The organism is Streptomyces sp. NPDC002825 (assembly GCF_040295385.1).
Taxonomy (GTDB): Bacteria; Actinomycetota; Actinomycetes; order Streptomycetales; family Streptomycetaceae; genus Streptomyces.
On record NZ_JBEOVH010000007.1, the window covers coordinates 111,571 to 138,426 of the forward strand.

Below are 26,856 nucleotides of genomic sequence, written 5' to 3' on the forward strand. Positions count from 1 at the left end.
CGGCTGGAGCGGAACAGCTCCAGACGGCTTCCACCCGCGTTCGAGTCGCGGTGGCCACGCTCGGTCGGAATCATCGGCATGCGAAAAGCGGGAGAGCACATGGCGAAGGCGGCCAAGCCCGTCGCCCTGGTGACCGGGGCGACCAGCGGAATCGGTCTTGAGATCACGAAGCGGCTCGCCGGACTCGGCGCGAGCGTCTACATCTGCGCCCGTGACGAGGAGCGCCTGACGGAGACCCTGAAGGACCTCCAGGGCCAGGGGCTCGACGTCGACGGAAGCGTCTGCGACGTGTCGGACCACGAGCAGATCAAGCAGTTCGTGCGGGCCGCGGTCGAGCGCCACGGCGGCGTGGACATCCTGGTGAACAACGCCGGCCGCAGCGGCGGCGGCGCCACCGCCGAGATTCCGGACGAGCTCTGGCTCGACGTCATCAACACCAACCTCAACAGCGTCTTCCTCATGACCAAGGAAGTGCTCACCACCGGCGGAATGCTCGCCAAGGAGCGCGGCCGGATCATCAACATCGCCTCGACCGGCGGCAAGCAGGGCGTCGTGCACGCCGCCCCCTACTCGGCCTCCAAGCACGGCGTGGTGGGCTTCTCCAAGGCCCTCGGCCTGGAGCTCGCGCGCACCGGCATCACCGTCAACGCGGTGTGCCCCGGCTTCGTCGAGACCCCGATGGCGGAGCGGGTGCGGGAGCACTACGCGGCCATCTGGAACGTGAGCGAGCAGGAGACCCACGACCGGATCACCACCCGCGTCCCGCTGGGCCGCTACGTGGAGGTCCGCGAGGTCGCCGCCATGGTCGAGTACCTGGTCGGGGACGACGCGGGCGCGGTCACCGCGCAGGCGCTCAACGTCTGTGGCGGCCTCGGCAACTACTGAGCCGCTGACCCGAGGACACGGACGCCGGAGGGCCGGCGGCGCCACGGCGCCGCCGGCCCTCCGGCATGGTGACAAGCGGTTCACACCCCGGCGGCGGCCCCGCGCACCAGGTCGAGCAGACGGGCCTGCTCGAGCAGCCCGGGGTCCGGGGCCGGATCCTTCCGGCGCACCGCGTCGGCGAAGGCCCGCAGCGCGTTCGCGCACTGGTCGTCCGGGCTCAGCCGGATGAGCTCGACGCCGCCACGACGCTCCCAGCGGATCACCGGCTCGTGGTCCGGCAGCGGCGTGAAGGCCGGCTCGACGGTGATCCTGCCCTCGCTGCCGAGGATCTCGTAGCGCGAGGTGTAGTGGTGCTCGAAGCCGAAGGCGAGCTGGGCGGTCGCCCCGCCGGGTGCGGCCAGGAGCGCGCTGCCCGCCACGTCCACCCCGTACGCCGGGTCGTGACGCAGCCGGGCACCCGCCACGCGCAGCCCGTCGCCGAGGAAGTACAGCGCCGCCCGCACCGGGTAGGCCCCGACGTCCAGCAGCGCTCCGCCACCCAGCCGTGCGTCGTACCGGATGTCGGACGGATCGCGCGGCGGTACGGCGAACGCCGCGGAGAACAGCCGCGGCTCACCGACCGCGCCGTCCCGGACCAGCTGCCGCACCCGACGCTGCTGCCCGTGGTGGAGGAACATGAAGTTCTCGCGCAGCACGAGGCCGAGGCCCTCCGCGAGCCCGACGAGCTCCCGGGTCCTCCCGACGTCGTGGGTCAGCGGCTTCTCGGCGAAGACGTGCTTGCCCGCCCGCAGCGCCCGGGCGATCCACTCGGCGTGCATCCCCGTCGGCAGGGGTACGTAGACGGCGTCCACGTCCTCGCGTTCGAGCAGCCGGTCGTAGCCGGACACCGGCCGCCCGCCGAAACGGGCAGCCGTCGCCTCGGCCTTGGCCGCGTCCCGGCTGGCCACCGCGGTCAGGGCGAACTCCGGGAGGCGCGCCGCCGTGGGCAGCACCCTGCGCACGGCGATGTCCGCACACCCGAGCACGCCCCAGCGCAGGGGCTCGGTCACGCCGCGCCCTCCTGCGTCAGGTCGAGTTCGCCCTGCGGCCGCCAGAACCGGGGGTTGTCCCGGTACCAGTCGACGAGCGCCGGCAGTCCTTCCTCGAAGGTCCACCGCGGCCGGTAGCCGAGCTGCTCACGGATCTTGGTGTCGTCCACCGAGTAGCGCAGGTCGTGGCCCTTGCGGTCCTCGACGTGCCGGACCATGCTCCAGTCCGCCCCGCACAGCTCCAGGAGCCGGCCGGTGACCTCGCGGTTGGTGAGGTCGCTGCCGCCGCCGATGTTGTAGATCTCGCCGGCGGACCCGCGGGTCAGCACGGCGTGGATCGCCCGGCAGTGGTCGTCGACGTGCAGCCACTCGCGCGAGTTGCGCCCGTCGCCGTACAGGGGGACGGACTCCCCGCTGAGCAGCTGGGTGATGAACCGGGGCAGGAACTTCTCGGGGTGCTGCCGCGGCCCGTAGTTGTTGGAGCAGCGGGTGATGCGGACGTCGAGGCCGTGTGCGCGCCAGTAGGCGCGGGCGACGAGGTCGCTGCCCGCCTTGGAGGCGGCGTACGGGGAGTTGGGCAGCAGCGGTTCCTGCTCGTCCCAGGAACCGGTCTCGATCGACCCGTACACCTCGTCGGTGGAGACGTGGACGACGGTCCCCACGCCGGTCGCGAGGCACGCCTCCAGGAGGTGCTGGGTGCCGCCGACGTTGGTGCGCACGAAGGCGGAGCCGTCCTGCAGGGAGCGGTCGACATGGCTCTCGGCGGCGAAGTGCACCACGGCGTCGTGCCCGGGCAGCAGCAGCCTGAGCAGATCCTGGTCGCACACGTCGCCGCGGACGAAGAAGAGCCGGGGGTGGTCCACGGGCAGGTTGTCGAGGCTGCCCGCGTACGTCAGCTTGTCGAGGACGGTGATCTCGGCGTCCTCGTAGCCGGGATACTCGCCGGCCAGCAGGTGGCGGACGTAGGTCGATCCGATGAAGCCGGCTCCGCCGGTCACGAGCAGTTTCACGCGGGCACCTCGGCAAGAGCGTTGTCACCGATGATCAGCCGACGCGCCCCGCAGTCCGGGGAGGCGCCGATCTCGGACCATCGTCCGATGATGGAGCCGTGCAGGGCGGGAAGCCCCCGCACGGCACCGCCTTCCAGCAGGATGGAGCTGGAGACGGACGTATTCTCGAGGACGCAGCCGCGGCCCACGGAGACGTCGGGGCCGACGGTGCTGTCGGAGATGACGCTGTCGGCGCCGATGACGACGGGCCCGGTGATCCGCGAGCGCAGGATCCGCGCGCCCTCCTCGACCACGACGGCGCCCTCCACCGTGGAGTGCTCGTCGACGGTGCCGCGGATGTCCCGCGACTGCCTGCTCAGCAGGATGCTGTTGCACTCCAGGAGGTCCTCCGGTTTCCCGGTGTCCTTCCAGTACCCCTTGTACTCGTCGGCGAACACGCCTCCGCTGCCGTGCCGCACGAGATGCTGGATCGCGTCGGTGACCTCGAGCTCGCCCCGTGCGCTGGGCCGGATGGCCGCGACCGCCTGGTGGACTGCCGCGGTGAAGAAGTAGACACCGATGACGGCCAGGTCGCTCGCGGGTTCCCGGGGTTTCTCCACCAGCCGGAGCACCCGCCCCTCCGGACCCACCTCCGCCACCCCGTACGCCCTCGGGTCCTCGACCCGGGACACCAGGATGCGGGCGTCGGCGCGCTCCAGCCGGAAACGCTCGGCCGCCTCGGAGATGCCGTCGGCGAGCACGTTGTCCCCCAGGTACATGACGAAGTCGTCGTCCTCGAGGAAGTCGGCCGCGACGGCGATGCAATGGGCCAGGCCGAGCGGTGCGTCCTGGCGGATGTAGGTGACCCGCAGGCCCAGCGCCGAGCCGTCGCCCACGACCGCGGAGATCTGGTCGACGTGGTCACCGACGATGATCCCCACCTCGGTCACGCCGATGTCGCGGATGTTCTCCAGACAGTGAGTCAGAACCGGTTTGTTGGCCACGGGGAGCAGCTGTTTGGCCGTCGAATAAGTGAAGGGGCGCAATCGCGACCCCGTCCCTCCGGACAGTACCAGTGCCTTCATGCCGAGCAGACTGGAGACTCCGGCTCAAATCCTGGTGGACACCGGCTCGGGGCGTCGGCGCCGGCGCACGTGCGGCCCTCGAGTACGCCTTGAGTGGCCCGTCGCATCGTGCGGGGCATGGCATTGGCGCAGAACTCGGCCCGGCAGCGGTCGCAGGAAGCTGAACTCGACGCATTCTACGAATGGTTCGACGAGCACAGTCGTCTCCATCACTACCACGTGGAGCGCGTCGGCCTCGGCGACCTCGCCGGCTGGCGGCTCCACGAGCGGACCGGGGACCTCGTCCACGCGTCCGGGCGGTTCTTCACGATCACCGGACTGCGGGTCGGCATGGAGACCGGGCGGGAACGGGAGTGGACCCAGCCCGTCATCGTGCAGCCGGAGATCGGCCTCCTCGGCATCCTCGTCCGGCGGATCGACGGCGTGCTCCACTGCCTGATGCAGGCCAAGATGGAGCCCGGCAACATCAACACCCTGCAGATGTCGCCCACGGTGCAGGCCACCCGGAGCAACTACACGGGCGTCCACCGGGGCCGCAGCGTGCCGTACGTGGAGTACTTCATCGGCGACCGCCGCGGCACCGTGCTCTCCGACACCCTCCAGTCCGAGCAGGGCTGGTGGTTCCTGCACAAGCGCAACCGCAACATGATCGTGGAGATCGACGAGGACGTGCCGGAGCACGACGGGTTCCGCTGGCTCCCGCTCGACGTCATCGGCGAGCTTCTGCTGCACGACAACATCATCAACATGGACTCGCGCACGGTGCTCGCCTCGATGCCGTACGAGGACGAGGAGGCCCCGGCCGCCGCCCTCCATCCGCTCCGGGAGGTGCTGCGTCGTCTCACCGACACCCGCGCCCGCCACCACCTGGTCCAGACGCGGGTCCCGCTGAACGAGGCCCTCGACGCCGGATGGCAGCTCACCGACGACGGCATCGCCCGGCCGGACGGCAGGTTCTTCGAGGTCATCGGCGTCGACGTACAGGCCGAGCGGCGCGAGGTCGGCAGCTGGTCGCAGCCCCTCCTCGCACCCCGGCCCGGTCTCTCCGGCCTCTTCGTGCGGCACGTCGACGGGGTGCCGCACCTGCTGCTGCACGCCCGCGTGGAGGCCGGCACCCTCAACGTGGCCGAGTACGCGCCCAGCGTCCAGTGCACCCCCGACCACGCGCCGGGGGCCCGCACCGAGGACCGCCCCCCGCTCCTCGACCGGCTGCTCGCCGCCCCGGCCGCAGACGTGCTCTACGACACCGTCCACTCCGAGGAGGGCGGCCGCTTCCACCACGCGCTCACCCGCAACCTGGTGGTGGCCGCCGGCGAGGACTTCCCCGACGACCTGCCCCCCGAGTACTGCTGGGTCTCGCTCCACCAGGCCCGCGCCCTGCTCCAGCACAGCAACTACCTGAACGTGCAGGCCAGAACGCTGGTCGCCTGCCTCAACCCCAGGCTCGGCCCGCGTCCCGGCAGCTGAGCGGGCCCGGCTCCCGAGCCTCCCGGCGGCCCCTGTCGAGTACGCCTCTAGGGAGCTTCCACTCCCGCCTCCTAGCGTCCGGGTCATGAGAATCTTCGTCATCTCCGGTGGCAGCCGAGGCGCGGTCTTCCCGCTGATCCCGCTCGCCACAGCCGCACGCAACGCAGGCCACGAGGTCGTGGTGGGCGTCACCGAGAACACCCTGCCCACCGTCGCGAGCGCCGGACTGCCCGGCGTCTCGCTCACCTCCGGCACGATGCCCCAGTTCATGTACAAGGACCGTGCCGGGGTCCCGCTCGTCGAGCCCGAAGACCCGGACGAGTGGAACCTGTTCAACGGCCGCGGCATGGGCCGGCTGGCCGCGGCCAGCCTGGCCGCCCTCATGGAGTTCATCGAGAACTGGAAGCCGCAGCTCATCATCGGCGGTTCGCTCTCCTACGCCGCCCCGATGGTCGCCAAGCACTACGGCATCCCCTTCGTGCGCCAGGCGCTGAACATGGGCGAGCCGGAGAACATCGACCTCGGGGCGGCCGCCGAACTGGCCCCCGAGCTGGAGCGCCTCGGCCTGGACGGCATCCCCGGCGAGGAGATGTTCATCGACATCTGCCCGCCGAGCGTGCGCCCCGCCGACCGCACCGCACCCTCCCAGTCCATGCGGTACGTGCCGTACAACACGCACCAGCCGCTCCAGCCCTGGATGTACACCAAGCCGGCCGTGCCGCGGGTCATCGTCTCCGCGGGCAGCCGCGTCACGAAGGACTACGAGCTCGAGGCCCTGCGGTCCCTCGTGGAGAAGGTCACCCCCCTGGGCTACGAGATGCTGATCGCCGTTCCCGACGAGGTCGCGGGGGAGCTCGGTCCGCTGCCCGAGGGCTCGCGTGCGGGCTGGCTCCCCGTCGACACCCTGGTGCGCTCCAGCGATCTGCTGGTGCACCGGGCCGGCGGCAACACCATGCTCTCCGCGATGACCGCCGGCATCCCGCAGCTGGTCGTGCCCGCCATGCCCAAGCAGGTCGGCATGACGCAGACGCTGGTGGAGTACGGCGCGGCGAAGATGTTCGTCGAGGGCGAGGACACCCCCGAGGCCATCGTCGGCGCCTGCCAGGAGCTGCTCACCGAACCCTCGTACAAGCGGCGGTCCGAGGACATCGCCGCGGAGATCGCCGCGCTGCCGTCCCCGGACGACGTCGTCGGCCTCATCGAGAAGCTCGTGCGTGGCTGAGCCGATGACGACGGAGAAGCTCACCGTCCGACCACGGCAGGACGCCCGGCGGACCCTGTTCCGGGACCGCTTCGCCGGAGGCCTGAACGCCTCCGGCGTGGACGCCCCCTGGTTGCTGAAGCCGGCGGGTGCCCTGGACCAGGGGGACGGCGTGCCGCGCGCCGTCCTCGGCGGGGGCGTCGTGGTCGACCCGGTCGCCGTCCATCCCACCACGGGCGAACCGTGCTTCGGCTACGGGCCGATGCCCGGTGCCGGCGAGGACCACATGCTGTGGCGGGCCATCCCGCGCCGCTTCGCGGAGTCCGGCCTGCCCGGCTACGACGTCGCACCCGACGAGGCGCTCACCGTCGAGGCGGAGCTCGCCACGGAGGCCTTCGGCATGGCCGGCCATCCCTACGGGGACGCCGTGACCGATCCCCGCGCCGACCTCCGGCTCGGGGCCGGCGCGCTGATCGCGGCCGATGTGGAGACCCGCCTGGTCTTCAACCTCAGCCTCACCGACACCCGCGTCTTCGCCCTGTACGAGCGCTTCTCCGAGCCCGGGAAGAAGAACGGGTTCTGCCGGGCGGTCCCCGTGGCCGACCGCGTACCGGGTCAGTTCCACCGCCTCGCGATCACCTACGACCGCGCGGAGGGAACCGCCCGCTGGAGCGTCGACGGCCGTGAGGTCCTCGTCGTCGACCGGCTCGGCGGCCACGGTCCGCTGGACCGGGGCAGGCTGATCGACGAGGGCGCCCCGGAGAGCGAGCTGTCGCCGCGGCAGCTGCTCTGCGGCATGGCCGTGTTCACCCTGCCGGGCGCCGCCGGCACCGACGGCGGGCCCGCCCTGGTGTCCGACGCCCGGCCCGGACCGCTCGGGCCGTGGGGCCAGGGCGTGCGCCTGGCGGCCCGCTCCTTCGAGGTGACCGCGCACTGACGACGGCCTCGCCGTCACCGCGCACGAACAGGGCCCCTTCCGGTGGAAGGGGCCCTGTTCGTGGTGGGTCCGGGGTGAGGGTGAGGGATCCGGACCCGGGCGGCGGCTCAGGACAGCTCGTACTCGGCGGGGCGGACCCTGCGGGTCTGCTCCCAGTACTCCTGGGCCGTGAAGGGCCAGTTCTGGGCGGTGCGTCCGGCTGCCCGGTCCATCACCCAGTTGCTCACCGACGACCAGCCCCAGGCGCGTGCCCGGTTGGCCTCGTCGAGGCGCTCGTTGAACGCGTGGAAGACGTCCTCGCGCAGGTCGAGCGAGCGGTGACCGCCGGCCAGGAGCAGCCGCAGCGCGTCCAGGACGTAGGACATCCCGCACTCGGAGAAGTAGAAGATGCTGCCGCCCTGCCCGGACAGGTTGGTGTTCGGACCGTACAGGCAGAACAGGTTCGGGAAGCCCGGGACGGTCAGCCCGAGGTAGGCGCGGGCGCTGCCGCCCCACGCCTCGTGCAGGTCGGCGCCGTCACGGCCGGTGACCCGCATCGGGGCGAGGAACCGTGAGGCCTCGAAGCCGGTGCCGTAGACGATGACGTCGACCTCGTGCGCGGTCCCGTCGGCGGTGACCACCCCGGTCGGGGTGATCCGGTCGATCCGTTCGTCGACCAGCCGGACGTCGTCCCGCCGGAGCGTGCGGATCCAGGAGCCGTTGTCGCGCAGCACGCGCTTGGCCCCCACCGGGTAGCGGGGCATGACCTTCGGCAGCAGTTCGGGAGCGTCGGCGAGCTGCTGCTCGATGTGCGCGGCCAGAACGGCCCGCACCCGCTCGTTCCCGGCGGACACCGCGCGCTCGGTGGGCGGGTAGTCCGGATCCACGATCCAGTTCTCCAGGACCCCGTGGAGTCCGGGCGCGAAGAGCCAGAAGCGGTACCAGGCCGCGTAGTACGGCACGTGCTCCAGCAGCCAGCGACCGCCCTCGGCCATGGGCGCGTGGTAGTGCGGGGTGGGCCGCAGCCACGGAGGCGTGCGCTGGAAGACGACGAGCTCCGCGGCGGTACCGGCCAGCTCGGGTATGAACTGGAAGGCACTCGCCCCCGTCCCGATGACGGCGACCCGCTTGCCGCGCAGATCCACCGAGTGGTCCCACCGCGCGGAGTGGAAGGCCGGCCCCGTGAAGTCGTCGCGACCGGGCAGGTCCGGCACGAGGGGGCGGTTGAGCTGCCCGACGGCGCTGATCAGCACCTCGGCCTCCGTGGTGGCCGTGCCGCCGTCGGTCGCGCGCAGGGTCAGCGCCCAGCTTGCGCCCTCCTCGTCCCAGCGGGCCTCCCGCACCTCCGTACCGAACCGGATGTGTTCGTACAGACCGTTCTCCTTGGCGAACTCGCGGAAGTACTCCTGGAGTTCGGGCTGCGTGCAGAAGTGGTCCGGCCAGTCGGCGCGGGTGGCGAAGGAGTAGCTGTAGAGGTGGCTGGGCACGTCCACCCGGCAGCCGGGGTAGCGGTTCTCGTGCCAGGTCCCGCCGACGTCGTCGTTCTTCTCGTAGACGACGAAGGGGACGCCCGCCTGGGAGAGCCGGTGGGCGGCGAGGAGTCCGCTCATCCCGGCCCCGATGATCGCCACGCGCACCCCGGGGCCGGGCGTGAACTCGTCCGCGGTCCACCGCGGCGCCCTCGGGTCGGCGTCCGGCGGCAGGATCTCCTCCGCGAGGAGGGGCAGCATCCCGTCCGTGTCCCGGCCCATCGCCCACGTGGTGATGCGGCGCAGCGTCTCGGGGTCCGGGGGCGGCGGCGGCACGGAGCCGCCGTCACGGTGGCGCGCGAGGGCCCGCAGCGCGAGCGCGCGGACCGCCCGTGCCTGCTCCTCGGTCTGCGCCTGCGGGAGCGAGAGCCAGCCCTGCGGGTCGGACCAGGAGTCGAGCGGGGACAGGTCCCCGGTGAGATGGGCCACCGTCATCAGCAGCGCGGCCGTGTCCGCGTGTTCCAGATGCGCCGCGAGGGTCGCGTCATCGACGGTGATGGGACGGACTGCGGTGTGGAACGGCATCGCGGCGCCTCCGTATCGGCTGTTCTGTGCGGATCAACTGCGGCCGTCTCAGCTGCGGACGATGTCCAGGTTGGCCATCATGCCCATCGAGGAGTGGTCGATGAGGTGGCAGTGGTAGTAGTAGCGGCCGGCGTAGGGGAAGTTGAAGGTCACGAGGATGCGCACGGTCTCGTTGGGCATGACGCGCACGGTGTCCTTGAGTCCGGCCTCCCCGGCCCTGGGTGCGACTCCGTTGATGTCGAGGACGCGGAAGTCGACCAGGTGGATGTGGAAGTTGTGCGGGATGAAGTCCAGGTTCTTGATCTCCCACACCTCCGTGTCGCCCCAGCGGACGGTGGTGTCGGCGCGGTTCTCGTCGTACGACAGGCCGTTGATGCGGCCCGTGCCGGTCGTCTCGTCCATGTCGAGCTCGAAGGTGCGGGTCACGGTGGGGCTCAGCGGCGCCGGCAGCGTGGCCAGCCGTGCCGGTACGGAGCTGGCGTCGTACGCGGTGCGCACCACGTCGAAGCGCATGATCTCCTTCGTCGAGTCCTGGGGGAACAGGGTGTTCTCCAGGACGATCGACGTGCCCACCGGATAGCGGGAGAAGTCGACGATGATGTCCCCGCGCTCACCGGGGGAGAGGGGCAGGCTGGTCGTCACGAACGGCTCGGCGAGGAGGCCCCGGTCGGAGGCGATCTGGGTGAACTCGTGGCCGGAGGAGAGGCGGAACTCGAAGGGCCGGAGATTGGACGCGTTGAGGACGCGCAGCCGGTACTTCCGCGCGGCGACCTGGAAGTACGGCTGGGGCTTGCCGTTCACGAGGATCTGCGGACGCGTATCGAACTGGTGGTCGAAGAAGAGTGAGCCGTCCGGGTTGAGGCCGATGTCGCGGACCATGATCGGGACGTCGTACTGGCCCTTCGGCAGGGGCAGCGCGGCCTCGTTGTCGTCGGTGATCAGGTAGAGCCCCGACATGCCGCGGTAGACGTGCTCCGCCTCCACGTGGTGCGCGTGGTCGTGGTACCAGAGCGTCGAGGCGGCCTGCGGGTTGAGATAGGTGTAGTTGCGGCTCGCGCCGGGCTGCACCAGGTCCATCGGGCCGCCGTCGTTCGCCTCGTCGACCACCGCGCCGTGCAGGTGCATGGAGGTGCCGGAGGTCAGCGAGTTGAGCTGCTTGACGACCGTGCGCCGGCCCGCCCTGGCCCGGATCGTGGGGCCGGGGAAGGACCCTCCGTAGGTGAGCACCGACGTCAGCACGCCCGGCAGGATCTCCACCGATGCCGGCACGACCGGCAGGGTGTAGTAGTCGGTGGTCGACGTGGTGCTGGTCGGTCTGAGGGTCGCCGGTATGGGCATGGCGGCCGCGAACTTGGCAGCGATCGGCGCCAGTTGCGTGACCGTCTCGGCTGCCGGTGCGGGCTGGAGCGCGACGGGCGACTGCCCGTCGTCGCCGAGCCCGCGGGCGTACAGCGCTCCCGTCACGGCCAGCGAGCCGCCCGCGGCGGCCATCAGCGCGAGGATCTCGCGTCGGGTGGAAGTCATGGTTCTCTCCTCCGTGTCCCCCCGGGGAGGATCAGCCCCTGAGGTGGTGGTCGGCGTAGGTGCTCGCGGCGGGCTCCAGCTGGAGGGCCACGTGGGTCGAGGCGGCGTTGACATCACGCCAGTAGCGCTGCATCGGGCTGGCCGTGGACTGGCCGGTGGTGCCCGCGGAGCGGAAGAGCCGGTCCACGGAGTCCGTCAGCCGGCGGACCACGACGGCGCAGTCCCGCAGATTGCGCGCCGTCTCCTGCTTGGTGACGGCCGCGCCCCGGTCCGCGACGGCCGAGGCGCGCTCCACCAGCATTCCGGCGGCGTCGATCTCGGTGGAGGACTCGGCGAGGACCAGCTCGTACGGGGTGGGGCTGACGATCGGGCGTCCCGGCTGGCGGCCCACCCGCACCTTCTCGGAGACGTACGCCGTCCAGGAGGCGAGCGCCCCGCGGGCCGCGCCCAGGGCGGGCGTGACGAACGAGAGCCCGTTCGCGGCCTGGAGCGGGACCGAGTGGCAGGGGGCGGTGGAGTCCACGGCCCGGCCGGTGAACAGGTCGCCGCGTTCGAAGGAGCGGGCGGCGGGCACGAAGACGTCCCGGACGATCACGGTGTTGCTGCCCGTGGCCTGCATGCCGATGCTCGACCAGTCGTGGACGATCTCGCACGCCGACCGGGGCACCGCGAACATGGTCGGCTGCGGTGCACGCTCGGTCGGCACCATGCCGCAGAGCAGCACCCAGTCCGCGTGGTCGACGGCACTGACATAGGGCCACGTGCCGGAGAGCCGCCAACCGCCCGAGGCCGCCTCGGCCTTGCCGGTGGGGATCAGCGATCCGACGACGACGGCGTCGGGGCCGTCGGCCCAGATCTCGGCGAAGCCCTCGGCCGGCAGGAAGGCCGCCATCCGCGCCAGGTTGGCGAAGAGCGAGGCCGACCAGGCGGTGGCCGGACAGGCCTCGCCGATCTGGGCGACGGCGGCCGAGAGCTCCACGAACGTCCCCGCCCTGCCGCCGTGTTGCGTGGGCACGAAGTGACGGGCGAAGCCGGCCGAGACGACGGCCTTGACGACGTCGGGGTCGAGCCTGCGCGCCGCCTCGGCCGAGGCGGCACGATCGGCGACGATCGCCGCGATGTCGGCTGCTGCCGAAGCGAGTCCGTTGTGAGGCTGCGCGTGGTCCAGCATGCTTGGGCACTCCTCGAACCGATGGCCGGATGGTGTACGCGCAGACTTTCGAACGGAGTGGTGGAAAGCGGCTCAAACTCCGCTGGAGCCCGCACCCGCACCGGCGGGAGCCGGATCCGAGGAGGACGCGACCGGGAATCGAGGAGAACTCGAGCGGGACTCGACCGATCCTCCACCGTCACTCCGTAAACCTGGGATGACATCTGCAGTCCGTGGTCGCGGTTGCGGCCGTCACACCGGCACACGAGAGACAAGGTGCGGAGTGTCAGCAGAGGAACCGGTCGTCGGAGTCTGGCGACTCGTCTCGTACGTGGACCTCGACGAGTCGGGGAAGCCCACCGAGGGCCCGCTCGGCCCCAGCCCCACAGGACTGTTGATCTACCAGGCCGGGGGTCACATGTCGGTCTCCATGATGCGGGGGGACCACCGGACCGCTCCGGCCGGCACCACGCACTTCATGGGGTACGCGGGCACATGGCGCCTCGACGCCGGACAGGTGCGGCACGCCGTGAGCGTCAGCGCCCACGCCTTCCAGGTCGGGACGGAACTCGTCCGCGACTGGGAATTGGAGGGTGATCTGCTCACGCTGCGGGGAACGGCAGTCCTGGCCGGCCGAACACAGCCCCGTGTCCTCACGTGGCAGCGCGTCCACCCGGCCTGAAGCCGAAGACCCAGCATCACGCAGTGGAGGAAACACACTCATGAAGGCCCTCGTATCCACGTCGTACGCCCCCGTCGACGCGCTCGAAATCGCCGAACTCCCCATCCCCGCACCCGGCCCCGGCCAGGTCCAGGTGAAGGTCCACGCCGCGGCGCTCAACCCGCTCGACGTCATCCTCATCACCGGCCGCCTCAAGGCGGTCCTCCCCGTCGAGCACCCCTTCGTGCCGGGCATGGACGCCGCCGGCGTCGTCACCGCCGTCGGTGAGGGCGTCACCGGCTTCGCCGTGGGCGACGAGGTCATCGCCTTCACCCACGACACCACCGGCACCGTCGCCGAGTACACCATCGTGGCCGAGGGACCGGGCCTGGTGCACCGCCCGGAGAACCTGGACGCCGTCCGCGCGGCCGCGCTCCCCGTGACCTCGATGACCGCCTCGGCGCTCCTCGCGGCCGCCGAGCTCAAGCCGGGCCAGACCGTCCTGGTCGTCGGCGCCACCGGCGGCATCGGTTCGTTCCTCGTCCAGCTGGCCGCCCGCGCGGGCGCCGAGGTGCTCGCCACCGCGCAGGGCGCGGACCGCGACTACGTCCTGGGCCTCGGTGCCCGGCACGCCATCGACTACACCAGCGTCGACACGATCGAGGAGGCCCGCCGGCTGCAGCCCGGCGGCGTCGACGTGGCGATCGACCTGGTCAACGGCGGCCCGGCCGTCGAGGCGACGGCGAAGGCGGTCAAGGACGGCGGCCGGCTCGTCTCCTCCATCGGGGTCCCGGAGACCCTGGAGCGTTCCATCACCCCCGTCCACGTCGGCGTCGAGGGCGGCATCGGCCTCCTCGAGGGCATCGTCGGCCAGGTCGCTGCGGGCGAGCTCGCGGTCGAGGTCAGCGCCACCTACCCGGCCGAGCAGGCCGGCCAGGCCTACGTCGACTTCGTGGCCGGCAAGCACACCCGCGGCAAGGTCGTCGTCACCTTCTAGGACGTGTCCGGAAAGTAGCGCCGTCTGCCCGGAGGGCAGGGCACGCCGCGAGCCGGGCGGGACTTTCCGACACGCCCTGGGGGCGGGAACCGTCCGGGGGCCGATGGACCGGCCCCCGACCCCCTCGTACCGCGTCTCTCCTGGAAGGCAAGGCCCCGTGACCTACGCGTTCGATCCGGAACTCGCCCCCTGGGCGGCGAAGCTGCCCAGGCTCGACTACGGAGACCTCGCCGCCGCGCGGGCCTTCCTCGAAGCCGCGGTGGGCCGGCAACCCCCGTACCGGCCCACCGCTCCCGTCGACGTGCGCGAGCTCCTCGTGCCCGGCCGGCGGGGCGCCCCGCAGGTCCCGGTCCGCGTCTACCGGCCGGCCGGGTCCGCGGACCGCCTGCCCGCGCTCGTCTACCTCCGATGGGGAGGATTCGTCTTCGGGCACCTCGACTCCATCCACGCCACGGCGACCCGCCTGGCGGAGCAGGTGGGCGCCGTCGTCGTGTCGGTCGGCTACCGCAACGCTCCCGAACACCCCTTCCCGGCCCCGCTCGACGACTGCTACGCGGCCCTGGAGTGGACCGCCGAGCACCACGCGGAGCTCGGCGTCGACCCCGATCGGATCGGGATCGGCGGAGAGAGCGCCGGAGGCGGCCTCGCCGCAGCCGTCGCCCTGCTGGCCCGCGACCGCGGAGGACCGGCGCTGCGCTTCCAGTGCCTGGTCCACCCGGAGCTCGACGACCGGCTGGAGACCCGGTCCGCACGGGAGTTCACCGACACCCCGAAGTGGGACCGCGACAGCGCCCGCCACAGCTGGCGCCACTACCTGGGCGCCACGCGCCACCCGGACGATCCCGTCTCGCCGTACGCCGCGCCGGCCCGCGCCGAGGACCTGGCCGGGCTGCCGCCCGCGTTCATCAGCGCGTGCGAGTTCGATCCGCTCCGGGACGAGAACATCCTCTATGCCCACCGGCTCATCCAGGCCGGAGTGCCCACCGAACTCATCCACTATCCGGGCACGTTCCACGGCTGTCTGTCGTTCGCGGACACGGAGGTGGTGCGCAGGATGACCGCCGACCAGACCGCCGCGCTGCGCAGAGGCCTCGGCGCCTGAACCAGGGCGTCGTCCGCTCAGTGACAAGGGTATTCCTATGAAGATCTGGCCCCGAAAGGCCGCCCTCCCGCTCCTCACGGCCCTGTGCGCGATGGTCCTGCCCGCCGCGGGCACCGCCGCCGCGACCGACTCCGCGCCGGCCGCGAAGAAGCCGTACCGGATCGTCTGGGACGACTTCCGCGACGGCTTCAATCCCGAGGGGAAGCCGCAGCGCTGGTCCTTCCCGCAGGCCGGTTCGTTCATCACGAACGACGGCGTCACCCGCACCTCGGCCAAGGGCCTGCGGCTGGTGGCGGGCGGTACCAACCCGCTCACCGGGGAGCCCGCCTTCACACACACCGTGCCGCAGGAGTCGCCCGCGGGCGGGCTGCCCGGCGGCCTGGACCACGTGAAGTGGCTCGCGTTCACCAACCACCAGTCCTCCGCCGGCTACCAGGGCTTCGACGCGGAACCGGGCCGGGTGCTCTCCTGCGAGACGACGATGGCGGGACGCACGTACGGCACCTCGGCCCACCCCTTCGGCGCCGCGGTGCAGGACCCCGACGACGATCTCCGGCTGGCCTCCGCGGGCATGCCCGTCCTCGACCCCGAGACGTCGGTGATCTTCGACTTCTTCGTCAGCAACAAGCGGGTCTACGCCTTCTACGAGCGGGTCACCGACAACCGCGCCCGACTCGGCGACTACGCCGCCTTCACCTACGCGATCCCGGTCGCCGACCGGGCTCCGGGCGACTTCCACCGCTTCAAGATCTCCTACGACCGGTCGGCCGGTGTGGTGCGCTGGCTCCTCGACGGCAAGGAGGTCTTCAAGGTCGACCGCATCGGACACCGCCTGAACACCCGCGAGAACCTGATGCTCGACCACGGCGGCCAGGAGGTCGACGTGAGGCCGCGTCAGCTGAGCTGCGGCATGGGCCTGTTCTCCATCCTCGACGGCGCGCAGCCCGGCGCCGCGGACGACAGCGCGCTGGTCCGGCTCTCGCCCGCGCAGAACCGCTACTTCCGGCCGAGCACCGGCGCTCCCGCCCCGCAGACCTTCCACGACGACACGAGCGCGGAGCCGAGCCGGCTCTTCGGCCAGGGGGCGAGCATCGACATGCGACGCATGATCGTCTCCAGCGTCCCGGCCTCCTGAACCCCGGCGGGCGCCCTCCCTCGCGCAGGAGCGCCCGCCCTCCGGGAAGACGACGAATGCCCGGCCGCGATCCGCGGCCGGGCATTCGTGTGCTCTCGGGGCAGCCAGGGCCTGTCCGACCCGATCCGCCGGACAGCCCTAGGCGGACGCCGCGTGCGACATGGTGGTCATGCTGTTGCGGCCCAGGGCCTCGCGGACGTACGCGCGGGCGTCCGCCAGCGTGGCGTCGGCGCCCAGGACCTCGGTCACCGCGGCCGGGTCGATCGCCACGGTGTGGCGGGCGGTGGCCACCGGACCCTCCGGCCCCTCGGAGAAGGTCCACAGACCGCTGTGCCCGGTGAGCAGCCGCGGCGTCATCAGCTGCTTGTACGCGATCCACTCCGGAGCCCGGCACACCCGCACCGAACGGGTGGTGTGCGCCGAGCCGTCCGCGGTGACCGTGTCCATCTCGAGTTCCTGGATGCCGGGGGTGTCCTCGGTCATCCGCACCCGGGACACGTGCGGAAGCCGCTCGGCCCACAGGTCCGCCCGGTTCACGAAGTCGTACGCGTCGGCCACCGGGACCTTGAGGGGGAGCGTGTCGACGAACGAGAACACGACGTCGTCGACGGGGTGACCCAGCTCGGCGATCCGGGCCAGCGCGGCCAGCTCCTCGGGGCTGTTGCGGTCCAGCGCCTCGACCACCCACGCCACGGCCTCCGGGTCGGAGTCGACGACGGAGAAGTCGTGGAGCAGGACCACCTCGGTCCGGTCGCCGGGCAGCGCCCGCAGGATCCACTCCCCGGCCATCGAGGCGATCGGAGGACGGCTGTGCTCCTGGCGGAACGTGATGCGCAGCCCCTCGGGGTCCAGGGTGCGGCGCGAGGTCCAGTTCGCGACGGAGCCGTTGACCGTCGCCCAGAGGGAGAAGCGCTCCTCGCGCTCCCCGCGCTCCAGGTGCTGGACGTGGACGCTGGGACCGAAGACCGCCGGCCACAGCGTCACGTCGGACAGCAGCCGGTAGACGGTCTGCGGCGACGCGGACACCTGGCGGCTGTGCTCGGTGCGGTGGACCTGGGGTGTGCTCATGGAAGCGGTTCTCCTGCTCTCCGGGTGGTGCGACGGGATCGTGGCGGTGCCCGCACCGCGAGAGCGGGTGCGGGCACCGTGTGGGGGGGAAAGGGGGGAAGTCCGGGCGGTCAGCCGGCGGCCGGGACCGTTCCGTTGACGAGGTCGAGGAGCGCGCGGGGCGTCTCGACGTCGGCGAGGGCGTCGTCCGGCACGTCGACGCCGTACTCCTGCGCGATCCTGGCGGCGCTCTCCATGAGGGCGAGCGAGTCGTAGCCGAGGTCCTCGAAGGTGGTGTCGAGGATGTCCCCGCTGAGGTCGATGTCCTCGCCCTCGCCGGCGCAGGCCACCAGGATCCGCTTCAGATCGTCGAGCTGCAGTGCTGCCATGAGTGGTCGTCTCCTTGGTCGGTGAAGAAAGTCGGTGCGACGGCCGGCGCGGTGCCGGCGGATGTGCGGGAGGGTCAGCCCCGGGGAGCGCTGACGACGACGGCGGAGTTGAAGCCCCAGCGTCCGCGGGCGAGGACCAGCGCGTGCCGCACGGCGAGCGCGCGCGGTTCGCCGGTGACCAGGTCGATGCCGTACTCGTCCGGGACGCGGCTGGTGCCCCCGGTGGCGGGGACGACCCCGTCCCGGATCGCCATGACGGCGGTCACCACGTCCACCGGACCACCGCCCGCGTAGAGGCGCCCGATCAGCGCCTTGGGCGCGGTGACCGGTACGTCCCGCGGCCCGAAGACACCGCTGATGGCCTCGGCCTCGATCCGGTCGAGGTCGAGCACGCCGGCCCCGTCGGCGAACACCACGTCTATGTCCTCCGGGGCCAGCCCGGCGTCTGCGATGGCCAGCTCGGCCGCGCGCCGCAGACCCGGCGGGCGGTCGGAGTCGGAGCGCGGGTCGAACGTCGAGGCGTACCCCGCGATCTCGCCGTGGATGCGCGGTGCTCCCCGCTCGAGGGCGGAGGCCTCGTCCTCGACCACGAGGATCGCCCCGCCCTCGCCGGGCACGTAGCCGGAGGCGTGGACGTCGAAGGGCAGATACGCGCGCTCGGGGTCGGCGGAGCTGGTGACGCGCCGGCTCGCCAGCTGGGAGGCGTACCCCCACGGGTCGAGCGCCGAGTCGACGCCGCCGCTCACCACGAGACGGGTGCCGCGCTGCACGGTGCGGCGCGCGTGGCCGATGGCGTCGAGCCCGCCCGCCTGCTCGCCGACGAGCGCCGCGCTCGGGCCGCGCATCTTGTTGCGGATGGAGATCTGACCGGTGTTGACCGCGTAGAACCAGGCGAAGGACTCGTAGACGCTGACGAATTCGGGCCCCTTGCTCCAGAGCTTGTTGAACTCGCGGTGCGTGAAGTCGAAACCGCCCTGGGCGTTGGAGGTCACCACGCCCATGCTGTAGTCGGCGACCTCCTCGGCGTTGATCCCGGCGTCGGCGATCGCCCAGTCCGCCGCGGCCAGGCCGAGGCGGGTCGAGACGTCGGTCTGCGGGAGCAGCCGTCCGGGCAGGTGCTCGGAGGCGGTGAAGTCGTCGATCTGGCCGGCCAGTTTGGACGGGTAGTCGGTGGCGTCGAAACGGGTGACGGGACCGATGCCGGTCGTGCCGCCGAGGACGGCCTTCCAGTAGCGGTCGAGCCCCAGTCCGTTGGGGGCCGCGACGCCGATGCCGGTGATCACGGTGCGGGCGCTCATGCGGCCACCGCCTCGGGGCGGCGGAGCACCATGGCGCTCTGGAAGCCGCCGAAGCCGCTGCCGACGGACAGGATGGCGTCCATCTTGTGCTCGCGGGCGGTGATCGGGACGTAGTCCAGATCGCATTCGGGGTCCGCTGTGTGCAGATTGGCCGTGGGGGGCACCACGTTGTGCTTCAGGGCCAGCGCGCAGGCGGCGATCTCGATGGAGCCGATGGCACCGAGCGAGTGTCCGACCATCGACTTGATGGAGCTGATGGGGACGTTGTACGCGTGCTCCCCCAGGCTCCGCTTGAAGGCCGCGGTCTCGTGCCGGTCGTTCTGCTTGGTGCCGGAGCCGTGCGCGTTGATGTAGTGGATGCCCGTGGGGTCGAGCCGGGACTCGTCCAGGGCGTTCCGGATCGCCTCGGCCAGCTCGCGGCCGTCCTTCTTCAGGCCGGTCATGTGGTACGCGTTGCAGCGCGTGGCGTAGCCGCTGATCTCGGCGTAGATGTGCGCGCCGCGCCGCTTCGCCGCGGTGTACTCCTCCAGGACGAACATGGCCGCTCCCTCGGCGAGGACGAAGCCGTTGCGCGAGCCGTCGAAGGGACGGGAGGCGTGCGCGGGGTCGTCGTTGCGCGGGGTGGTGGCCTTGATGGCGTCGAAGCAGGCCACGACGATGGGGGAGATCGGGGTGTCGGTGGCGCCGGTGATGACCGTGTCCACCGTGCCCTCGCGGATCAGCTGGACCGCATAGCCGAGCGAGTCGAGTCCGGAGGTGCAGCCGTCGGACACCATCGTCACCGGGCCCTCCGCGCCGACGGTCCAGGCGACCTCGGCGGGCATGACGCCCGGGCTGAGGTAGTCGAACATGTGCGGCGACAGGTAGTCGGTGCCGACCTGCCACTTGCGGCCCGCGTCCGACATCATCAGGTACTCGTTCTCCAGGCTGGTCGCGGACGCGACCGCGCTGCCCAGGCTGACCCCGATGCGGTGGGGGTCGAGCCGCCCGAGGTCCAGGCCGCTGTCGGTGACGGCCTCGCGCGTGCAGGCCACCGCGAACTGTGTGGCCCGGTCCATCCGCTGGATCTCCCGGGGGTTGAGGCCCTCGGCCTCGGCGTCGAAGTCGACCTCACCGGCGATCCGGGACCGGAACTTCGAGGCGTCGAAGAAGGAGATGTCCCGGGTGGCCGTGCGCCCGGACGACAGCAGGTCCCAGAACTGTGCGGTGCCGACACCTCCCGGGGCGCGCACGCCGATCCCGGTGATCACCACGCGCCGGCTCATCGCGCGACCTCGCAGTCCACGCAAGCTCGGCGGGGCCCCATGATTTGGCCTCCGTCCGTACCGAACATCCCAGTCCCTGCCTCTCGCCGTATCAGAAACACTGGCGTGGACCACCCTCCGCGCTCGGCCTCGAGGAAGGCTCGAAATCGGGTGGGGAGCGCACGGAGCGGGGGTGCGGGGGCAAAGGAAGAACCCCCGCGACCCATGTCGTCGCGGGGGTTCTTCTCTCATCCGCCTGCCCGGTGAAAGGTGAGAAGACGATCACGGGCAGGAGCCGGTGGTGCGAACGGAGATCAGAAGGAGATCAGCGGCACCGAGGCCTTCGCCGCCAGGTAGCGCCGGTGGACGTCCTGCCAGTTGACGACCTGCCACATGGCCTCGATGAAGTCGACCTTCTGGTTCTTGTACTGCAGGTAGAAGGCGTGCTCCCAGGCGTCGAAGACCAGGATCGGGACGGAGCCCTGCCCGACGTTGCCCTGGTGGTCGTAGACCTGCTCGACGATCAGCCGGCCGCTGACCGGCTCGTACGCGAGGACGCCCCAGCCGGAGCCCTGGGTGGTTGCGGAGGCCTTGGTCAGCTGGGCCTTGAACTTCGCGAAGGAGCCGAAGGACTCGGTGAGCGCGTCCGCGAGCTCACCGACGCCGTCGGCGGCCAGCGGCTCGCCGCCGCCCTCGCCGCCCTTCGGGCTCGCCATGTTGTTCCAGTAGATGGAGTGCAGGATGTGGCCGGAGAGGTGGAACGCGAGGTTCTTCTCCAGGCCGTTGACCGCCCCCCACTGGTCCTTCTCGCGCGCCTCTTCCAGCTGCTCCAGGGTGTCGTTCGCGCCCTTGACGTAGGCCGCGTGGTGCTTGTCGTGGTGCAGCTCGATGATCTGCGGATTGATCACCGGCTCCAGCGCCGCGTAGTCGTACGGCAGCTCCGGAAGTGTGTAGATCGCCATGTGCCCGAGCCCTTCGACGGCTTATTGCAAGCTATGTGCAAGTGCAGGCTAGCAGCAGCTGCGGGGGAAGTTGATCAGCCCTTCGCCCCGGGGCGCGCGCCCGGGCATGACGAGACCCCCGGACCGAGCGGCGGTCCGGGGGTCTCGTACGAGCGGGGGAAGCGTCAGGAAGCCCGGCCCGCCGCCGTCTTCTGGCGGATGAGGCCGATGACGGCGAGCACCAGCGTCAGGGCACCGGTCGAGTACAGCTGCACGCGGGTGCCCTCCTCGCGGGCCATCAGGAAGAAGATCGCCGCCATGCCGGCCAGCGCCACCCAGGTCAGCACCGGGAACGCCCACATGCGCACGACCAGCTTCTCCGGCGCCTCGCGTTCGGTGCGGCGGCGCAGCACCAGCTGCGCGGCCGCGATGAAGAACCAGACGACCAGGATGATCGCGCCGATGGTGTTGAGCAGCCAGATGAAGGCCTTGTCCGGCGACCAGTAGCTCAGCAGCACACACCCGAAGCCGACGACGCAGGAGACCAGCACCGCCGGGCGCGGGACGCCGTCGTACAGCTTGCCGAGCGCCTTCGGGCCCTGCTCGCGGGCGACCAGCGAGCCGGCCATCCGGGAGGCGCCGTAGATGTTGGCGTTCATCGCGGAGAGCAGGGCGACGAGGACGACCACGTTCATGATCTGGCCGGCCGCCGGGATGCCCAGGTGGTCGAGGGCGGCGACGTACGGGCCCTTCTCGACGACCGCCTTGTCGTCCCACGGGACGAGGGTGACGATGACCGCCATGGAGCCGATGTAGAAGAGCGCGATCCGCCACATCGCCGTACGGACGGCCTTGGCGACGCCCTGCACCGGGTGCTCCGACTCGGCCGCCGCGATGGTGACCGTCTCCAGTCCGCCGTACGCGAAGACGGAGGCCAGCAGGCCCACGATCAGGCCCTCGGAGCCGTGCGGGAAGAAGCCGCCGTCGCCGCTGAGGTTCGCGGTGCCGGGGGAGTCCGTGCCGGGCAGGACGCCGACGATCGCGAGGACGCCGATGCCGAGGAAGAGGACGATCGCGCCGACCTTCAGCGCGGCGAACCAGAACTCGAACTCGCCGAAGTTCTTCACCGCCGCCAGGTTGCTGACGCAGAAGACCAGCATGAAGAGCGCGACCCAGGCCCACTCGGGGCTGCCGGGGAACCAGCCGGTCATGATCTTCGCGGCGCCGATGCCTTCCAGGCCGACGGCGACGCAGAGCAGGAACCAGAAGGCCCAGCCCGAGGTGAAGCCCGCCCAGGAGCCGAAGGCGCGCTCGGCGTGGACGGAGAAGGAGCCGGAGGCCGGGTTCGCGGCCGACATCTCGCCGAGCATCCGCATCACGAGCATCACGAGGACACCCGAGATCGCGTAGGCGATCACGATCGAGGGCCCGGCGGCGGCGATGCCGGCACCGGAGCCGACGAAGAGCCCGGCGCCGATGACCCCGCCGAGGGCGATCATCGAGAGATGGCGCTGCTTGAGGCCGTGCGAGAGGCCCTCGGCAGGTGCGGTCGCGCCGTCCTTGCGGTCGGCCGGCGCGGGCGCGGTGGTCCGAGACATGGGCGAGCCCTGTTCACTAGCTGAGACGGGGAGGAGTCCACAGTCTGGGCGGGCACCCCGTTCAGAGGGAACAGATGTCCGCTATACGGGCACGATCTTCACACAAAGTGAAGGCTCGTTGCTGATTGCTGCACTGTGGTCGTCGGTGTAGAGGTCGCCGACATGCGGAGACGCGAACAATTGAACCAGCTGTCACTGGATCTGACGTAATTGTGCGGAGTTAGGCCCTTTGTGCGGCGAGCTGGCTAGCGTGATCGTCGTGAAGCTGGTGGTTCGGGTAAAGCTGCTACCGGCGCCTGTCGAGGCGGAGGCTCTTGAGGCGACTCTGCATGCCTGTAACGAGGCGGCGACGTGGGTGAGCGGGGTTGCGTTCGAGTGCGGCGTGTACCGGAACCTTGGTCTGCGCAAGCTCACGTACGAGCAGGTCAAGGGGCAGTGGGGGCTCGGTGCGCAGGCGGCGCAGCATGTGATCAAGAAGACCTGTGACGCTTACGCGTCCCTGAGGGCGAATGCGCGGGCGGGGCGGTATGGCCGACCGGGCTCAGGGCGATACCGGCGCGCGACCGGCAAGCCGCTCGTCTTTCGGGCTGCCAGCGGACAGCCGTTTGACGACCGGATGTTGTCCTGGCGGATCGAGCAGGGCACCGTGTCGATCTGGACCGTGCGGGGGCGACTCAAGGGGGTGGCGTTCACCGGTTCCCCGGACCAGCTCGCGACCCTGGCCTTGCATCGGCGTGGCGAGTCGGATCTGGTGTACCGGGACGGCGCGTGGTTCCTGAACTCCACCTGCGAGGTTCCGGAAGCCGAGCCGAACGAGGATCCGGTCGACTTCCTCGGTGTCGATCTGGGGATCGTGAACATTGCGACCACCTCCGACGGCAAGGTCATGGCCGGACGTCAACTGAATCGACTTCGGGTTCGCGAGCGCGGCCTCCGGCGGAAGCTGCAGGCGAAGAACACACCGTCCGCCCGCCGTCGGTTGAAGAAGCGGCGCCGCAAGGAGGCGCGGCGGGCGAAGGATGTCAATCACAAGATCGCGAAGCATGTGGTGGCCGAGGCTGAACGCACCGGTCGCGGAATTGCCCTGGAGGACCTGACGGGCATCCGCGAGCGGGTACGGCTGAGGAAGCCCCAACGGGCCGCCCTTCACTCCTGGGCCTTCGCTCAGCTCGGGGAGTTCATCGCGTACAAGGCCCGCCGGGTAGGAGTGCCGGTGGTGTACGTCGATCCGGCGTACACCTCCCGCACCTGCGCGGAGTGCGGGTACGTGGACAAGGCGAACCGCGTATCTCAAGCGCGGTTCGCATGCCGATCCTGCGGATTCGTTGATCACGCGGATCGGAACGGCTCCCGCAACGTCCGGGCCAGAGGTCTGGAGTTGTGGCGACGCGGGGCCCGGTCAGCGGCCCCTGCCGTACCTCGCCAACGGGGTGCGGCTGGACGCGAGCGCGACATCACCGCCACTGATGTCGTGTCCTGCAAGCCTGTTGCTTCGGTGGCGGGCAGTTGACATGACGCTGCTTCAGGCAGTGGGAGAGGGGATCCGGTTCGGAGGCGAGGGAGTCGTGCATGTGGGGGCTCGCGCTCTCTGCAGGTTTATGGAGACTCCACAGTCTCTCCGTTGACCTTCCCCTGGCGCAAAAGGGGCGTCTGTCGTGGCCTTCCCAGTGACAAGGGTCACGTGGTGCGAGGCATGAAATCCGACCTTTGTCGGAACCCCATGAAGTGCTCGGCCCGCGCTTTGTCGGCGGCTGACGGTGATCGCTCGTTCACTCCTGGCATAGCGTCAACCTGTCCCTTGCACCCTCACCCCGCGGAGTACCGATGAGCACCGCCGCCGCCCCCGTCCGCTCCCTCCGGGCGGGCACCGTCCTCGCCGACCTGATCCCGGCGAGCCGCGCCCGCGACATCGCCCTGGTCGTCGGCGGCGCCGCCCTCACCGGCCTCGCCGCGCAGCTCACGGTCCCGGTCCCCGGCTCCCCGGTCCCGGTCTCCGGCCAGACCTTCGCCGCCCTGCTCGTCGGCACCGCGCTCGGCGCCCGCCGCGGCTTCCTCGCCCTCGCCCTGTACGCGGTCGCGGGCATGGCGGGCGTCCCGTGGTTCGCGGGGGCCACCTCGGGCTACGGCATGGCGTCCTTCGGCTACATCCTCGGCATGCTCCTCGCCTCCACCGTCGTCGGCGCCCTCGCCCGCCGCGGCGCCGACCGCTCCGTGCTCCGCACCGCCGGCGCCATGGTGCTCGGCTCGGCGATCATCTACGCGGTCGGCGTGCCGTACCTGGCCGTCGCCAACGGCATGACCCTCGGCCAGGCCGTCGCCGCCGGCCTCACGCCGTTCCTCATCGGCGACGCCCTCAAGGCCGCGCTCGCCATGGGCGCCCTGCCGGCCGCCTGGAAGCTCGTCGGCCGCAAGGGCTGAGCCCCGGAGTCGTGTCCCAGGGGCTGAGCCCCTGAGCCGTACGCGAAGGGCTGACCCCGGAGTCATACGCGAAGGGCCCTGCCGCTCGGGGGAGCGGCAGGGCCCTTTCGTACGCCCGGGAAGCTAGACGCGCTCGAGCTCCTCGGCCGGGGCGACGTTCTTGCCGAGACGCTGGCGGACCAGCGCGATCGCGATCACGAACGCGGCCACGAGCAGGGACAGCACGACCTGCTCACGGTTGCTGCCGCCGTCGACGACCATGTAGCCGAGGACGCCGACGATCATGGCGATGGTCGCCCAGGTCAGGTACGGGAAGAGCCACATCTTCACGATCAGCTTCTCCGGCGACTCCCGCAGGATGATGCCGCGCATCCGCAGCTGGGTCACGCAGATGACCAGCCAGACGAAGAGCGCGACCGCGCCGGAGGAGTTGAGCAGGAAGGCGAAGACGGTGTCGGGCCACTTGTAGTTGAAGAAGACCGCGACGAAGCCGAAGACGACCGAACCGAGGATCGCGGCCGTCGGCACGCCCCGCTTGTTGGTCCTGGCGAAGGCCTTGGGTGCGTCACCGCGCCGGCCGAGCGAGAAGGCCATGCGGGAGGCCGTGTAGAGGCCCGAGTTGAGGCAGGACAGGACGGCCGTCAGGACGATCACGTTCATGATCTGGCCGGCGTGCGGGATGCCGATGGAGTCGAGGGCGGCGACGTACGAGCCCTTGTCGACGATCGACTTGTCGTTCCACGGCAGCAGCGTCAGGACGACGAAGATCGAGCCCAGGTAGAAGACGCCGATCCGCCAGATCACGCTGTTGGTGGCCTTGGTGACGGCCTTCTGCGGGTCCTCCGACTCGCCGGCGGCGAGCGTGACGATCTCGCTGCCCATGAACGAGAAGACGACCATCAGCACACCGGTGAGGACCGCGCCCGCGCCCATCGGGAAGAAGCCCCCGCTGTCGGTGAGGTGCGCGAATCCGGCGCCCGGGTTGTCCGAGCCGGGCAGCACGCCGAAGACGGCGAGCAGACCGATGACCACGAAGCCGGCGATGGCGACGACCTTGATGCCGGCGAACCAGAACTCGAACTCGCCGTACGAGGCGACGGAGCCCAGGTTGGTCGCGGTGAGCACCACCATCACGATGAGCGCCCAGCCCCACTGCGGCACGGCCGGGACCCAGCTCTCCAGGATCTTGGCGCCCGCGGTCGCCTCGACGGCGAGCACGACGACCCAGAAGAACCAGTACAGCCAGCCGATGCTGAAACCGGCCCAACGGCCCAGGGCCTGGTCCGCGTAGGCGGAGAAGGAGCCGGAGGACGGGCGGGCGGCGGCCATCTCGCCGAGCATCCGCATCACGAAGACGACCATGGCGCCGACGAGTGCGTACGAGAGGAGGATCGCGGGGCCGGCCGCGGCGATGCCGGAGCCGGAGCCGACGAAGAGACCGGCGCCGATGACGCCGCCGATCGCGATCATCGACAGGTGGCGGTTCTTGAGCCCGGCCTTGAGGCCGTCGGAGGACTGCGAGCCGCCGGTGGTGCCGGTCTCGTGGCCGTCCTTCGTCAGGGTCGGTTGCGTGTTCATCGACGCCTTTTCGTGTGTGGGGGCTGCTCGGGTCGCGAGCCCAAGCATTGAACCCCGTGAACAGGGATGATCGGAAGACCTCGTTCCGGATCGTTGTACGGGCGACCTCGCGAGAGTCGAAGGTCCGTACCAGGTCGGGTGAAGGTCCC

The 26,856-nt window shown here is 70.9% G+C and carries 23 protein-coding genes; 10 read left to right on the forward strand and 13 right to left on the reverse strand.

Annotated features, from left to right (window positions below):
* Positions 1-99 precede the first annotated feature (99 nt).
* Positions 100-885, forward strand: coding sequence for a 3-oxoacyl-ACP reductase FabG (fabG, locus tag ABT041_RS12055; RefSeq protein ID WP_351183272.1), 786 nt, complete (start codon positions 100-102; stop codon positions 883-885).
* Positions 886-965: 80 nt separating this feature from the next.
* On the opposite strand, the gene ABT041_RS12060 is transcribed toward fabG, so the two are convergent.
* The 3 genes from ABT041_RS12060 to ABT041_RS12070 are packed head-to-tail and all read right to left on the reverse strand — an operon-like array spanning position 966 to position 3,987.
* Complete coding sequence (locus tag ABT041_RS12060; protein WP_351182916.1) at positions 966-1,934, reverse strand: Gfo/Idh/MocA family protein; 969 nt, start codon at positions 1,932-1,934, stop codon at positions 966-968.
* The gene (gene rfbB / locus ABT041_RS12065) at positions 1,931-2,923 is read right to left on the reverse strand and encodes a dTDP-glucose 4,6-dehydratase (RefSeq protein WP_351182918.1); all 993 of its coding nucleotides are present in this window, start codon (positions 2,921-2,923) and stop codon (positions 1,931-1,933) included. Before rfbB ends, ABT041_RS12060 begins: the two co-directional genes overlap by 4 nt.
* Positions 2,920-3,987, reverse strand: a complete 1,068-nt coding sequence (locus ABT041_RS12070; protein WP_351182920.1) for a glucose-1-phosphate thymidylyltransferase — start codon at positions 3,985-3,987, stop codon at positions 2,920-2,922. Before ABT041_RS12070 ends, rfbB begins: the two co-directional genes overlap by 4 nt.
* Positions 3,988-4,104: 117 nt before the next feature.
* On the opposite strand from ABT041_RS12070, the gene ABT041_RS12075 reads away from it, so the two are divergent.
* From ABT041_RS12075 to ABT041_RS12085, 3 genes are all read left to right on the forward strand, one after another.
* Positions 4,105-5,454, forward strand: a complete 1,350-nt coding sequence (locus tag ABT041_RS12075; RefSeq protein ID WP_351182922.1) for an NDP-hexose 2,3-dehydratase family protein — start codon at positions 4,105-4,107, stop codon at positions 5,452-5,454.
* Between the two features lie 85 nt (positions 5,455-5,539).
* The gene (locus tag ABT041_RS12080; protein ID WP_351182924.1) at positions 5,540-6,676 is read left to right on the forward strand and encodes a glycosyltransferase; all 1,137 of its coding nucleotides are present in this window, start codon (positions 5,540-5,542) and stop codon (positions 6,674-6,676) included.
* Complete coding sequence (locus tag ABT041_RS12085) at positions 6,669-7,592, forward strand: DUF6081 family protein (RefSeq protein WP_351182926.1); 924 nt, start codon at positions 6,669-6,671, stop codon at positions 7,590-7,592. Before ABT041_RS12080 ends, ABT041_RS12085 begins: the two co-directional genes overlap by 8 nt.
* 107 nt (positions 7,593-7,699) lie before the next feature.
* On the opposite strand, the gene ABT041_RS12090 is transcribed toward ABT041_RS12085, so the two are convergent.
* From ABT041_RS12090 to ABT041_RS12100, 3 genes are read right to left on the reverse strand one after another with little or no spacing between them, the layout of a single operon-like run.
* Positions 7,700-9,625 carry a flavin-containing monooxygenase gene (locus tag ABT041_RS12090; protein WP_351182928.1) on the reverse strand — a complete coding sequence of 642 codons (1,926 nt, stop codon included), beginning with the start codon at positions 9,623-9,625 and terminating at the stop codon, positions 7,700-7,702.
* 48 nt (positions 9,626-9,673) lie between these two features.
* The gene (locus ABT041_RS12095; protein WP_351182930.1) at positions 9,674-11,149 is read right to left on the reverse strand and encodes a multicopper oxidase family protein; all 1,476 of its coding nucleotides are present in this window, start codon (positions 11,147-11,149) and stop codon (positions 9,674-9,676) included.
* Between the two features lie 31 nt (positions 11,150-11,180).
* Positions 11,181-12,320 (reverse strand): acyl-CoA dehydrogenase family protein, encoded by a 1,140-nt coding sequence (locus ABT041_RS12100; RefSeq protein ID WP_351182932.1) that lies wholly within the window; start codon positions 12,318-12,320, stop codon positions 11,181-11,183.
* 262 nt (positions 12,321-12,582) lie between these two features.
* On the opposite strand from ABT041_RS12100, the gene ABT041_RS12105 reads away from it, so the two are divergent.
* The 4 genes from ABT041_RS12105 (at position 12,583) to ABT041_RS12120 (ending at position 16,194) form a co-directional block, all read left to right on the forward strand.
* Positions 12,583-12,981, forward strand: coding sequence for a lipocalin-like domain-containing protein (locus ABT041_RS12105; protein ID WP_351182936.1), 399 nt, complete (start codon positions 12,583-12,585; stop codon positions 12,979-12,981).
* A 40-nt stretch (positions 12,982-13,021) separates the two neighbouring features.
* Positions 13,022-13,957, forward strand: coding sequence for an NADP-dependent oxidoreductase (locus tag ABT041_RS12110; RefSeq protein WP_351182938.1), 936 nt, complete (start codon positions 13,022-13,024; stop codon positions 13,955-13,957).
* Between the two features lie 157 nt (positions 13,958-14,114).
* Positions 14,115-15,059, forward strand: a complete 945-nt coding sequence (locus tag ABT041_RS12115) for an alpha/beta hydrolase (protein WP_351182940.1) — start codon at positions 14,115-14,117, stop codon at positions 15,057-15,059.
* A 37-nt stretch (positions 15,060-15,096) separates the two neighbouring features.
* The gene (locus ABT041_RS12120) at positions 15,097-16,194 is read left to right on the forward strand and encodes a DUF6081 family protein (RefSeq protein WP_351182942.1); all 1,098 of its coding nucleotides are present in this window, start codon (positions 15,097-15,099) and stop codon (positions 16,192-16,194) included.
* Between the two features lie 138 nt (positions 16,195-16,332).
* Here the strand turns inward: ABT041_RS12120 and ABT041_RS12125 are convergent, their stop codons facing one another.
* From ABT041_RS12125 to ABT041_RS12150, 6 genes are all read right to left on the reverse strand, one after another.
* Positions 16,333-17,262 carry an aromatase/cyclase gene (locus ABT041_RS12125; protein WP_351182944.1) on the reverse strand — a complete coding sequence of 310 codons (930 nt, stop codon included), beginning with the start codon at positions 17,260-17,262 and terminating at the stop codon, positions 16,333-16,335.
* Between the two features lie 110 nt (positions 17,263-17,372).
* Entirely contained in the window at positions 17,373-17,630 is a 258-nt protein-coding gene (locus ABT041_RS12130) for an acyl carrier protein (protein WP_351182946.1), read from the reverse strand.
* A 74-nt stretch (positions 17,631-17,704) separates the two neighbouring features.
* Positions 17,705-18,928, reverse strand: a complete 1,224-nt coding sequence (locus tag ABT041_RS12135) for a ketosynthase chain-length factor (protein WP_351182948.1) — start codon at positions 18,926-18,928, stop codon at positions 17,705-17,707.
* Positions 18,925-20,193, reverse strand: a complete 1,269-nt coding sequence (locus ABT041_RS12140) for a beta-ketoacyl-[acyl-carrier-protein] synthase family protein (RefSeq protein ID WP_351182950.1) — start codon at positions 20,191-20,193, stop codon at positions 18,925-18,927. The genes ABT041_RS12135 and ABT041_RS12140 overlap by 4 nt, the downstream gene beginning before the upstream one ends.
* Before the next feature lie 293 nt (positions 20,194-20,486).
* A complete protein-coding gene (locus tag ABT041_RS12145; protein ID WP_351182952.1) occupies positions 20,487-21,134 on the reverse strand; it encodes a superoxide dismutase in 648 nt (215 codons plus the stop codon).
* A 164-nt stretch (positions 21,135-21,298) separates the two neighbouring features.
* Positions 21,299-22,711 (reverse strand): amino acid permease, encoded by a 1,413-nt coding sequence (locus ABT041_RS12150; RefSeq protein ID WP_351182954.1) that lies wholly within the window; start codon positions 22,709-22,711, stop codon positions 21,299-21,301.
* A 259-nt stretch (positions 22,712-22,970) separates the two neighbouring features.
* Here ABT041_RS12150 and ABT041_RS12155 point away from each other — a divergent pair, with 259 nt between their 5' ends.
* A complete protein-coding gene (locus ABT041_RS12155; protein ID WP_351183274.1) occupies positions 22,971-24,221 on the forward strand; it encodes an RNA-guided endonuclease InsQ/TnpB family protein in 1,251 nt (416 codons plus the stop codon).
* A gap of 314 nt (positions 24,222-24,535) precedes the next feature.
* Complete coding sequence (locus ABT041_RS12160) at positions 24,536-25,129, forward strand: biotin transporter BioY (RefSeq protein WP_351182956.1); 594 nt, start codon at positions 24,536-24,538, stop codon at positions 25,127-25,129.
* 123 nt (positions 25,130-25,252) lie between these two features.
* On the opposite strand, the gene ABT041_RS12165 is transcribed toward ABT041_RS12160, so the two are convergent.
* Positions 25,253-26,707, reverse strand: coding sequence for an amino acid permease (locus ABT041_RS12165; protein WP_351182958.1), 1,455 nt, complete (start codon positions 26,705-26,707; stop codon positions 25,253-25,255).
* Positions 26,708-26,856: the final 149 nt, after the last annotated feature.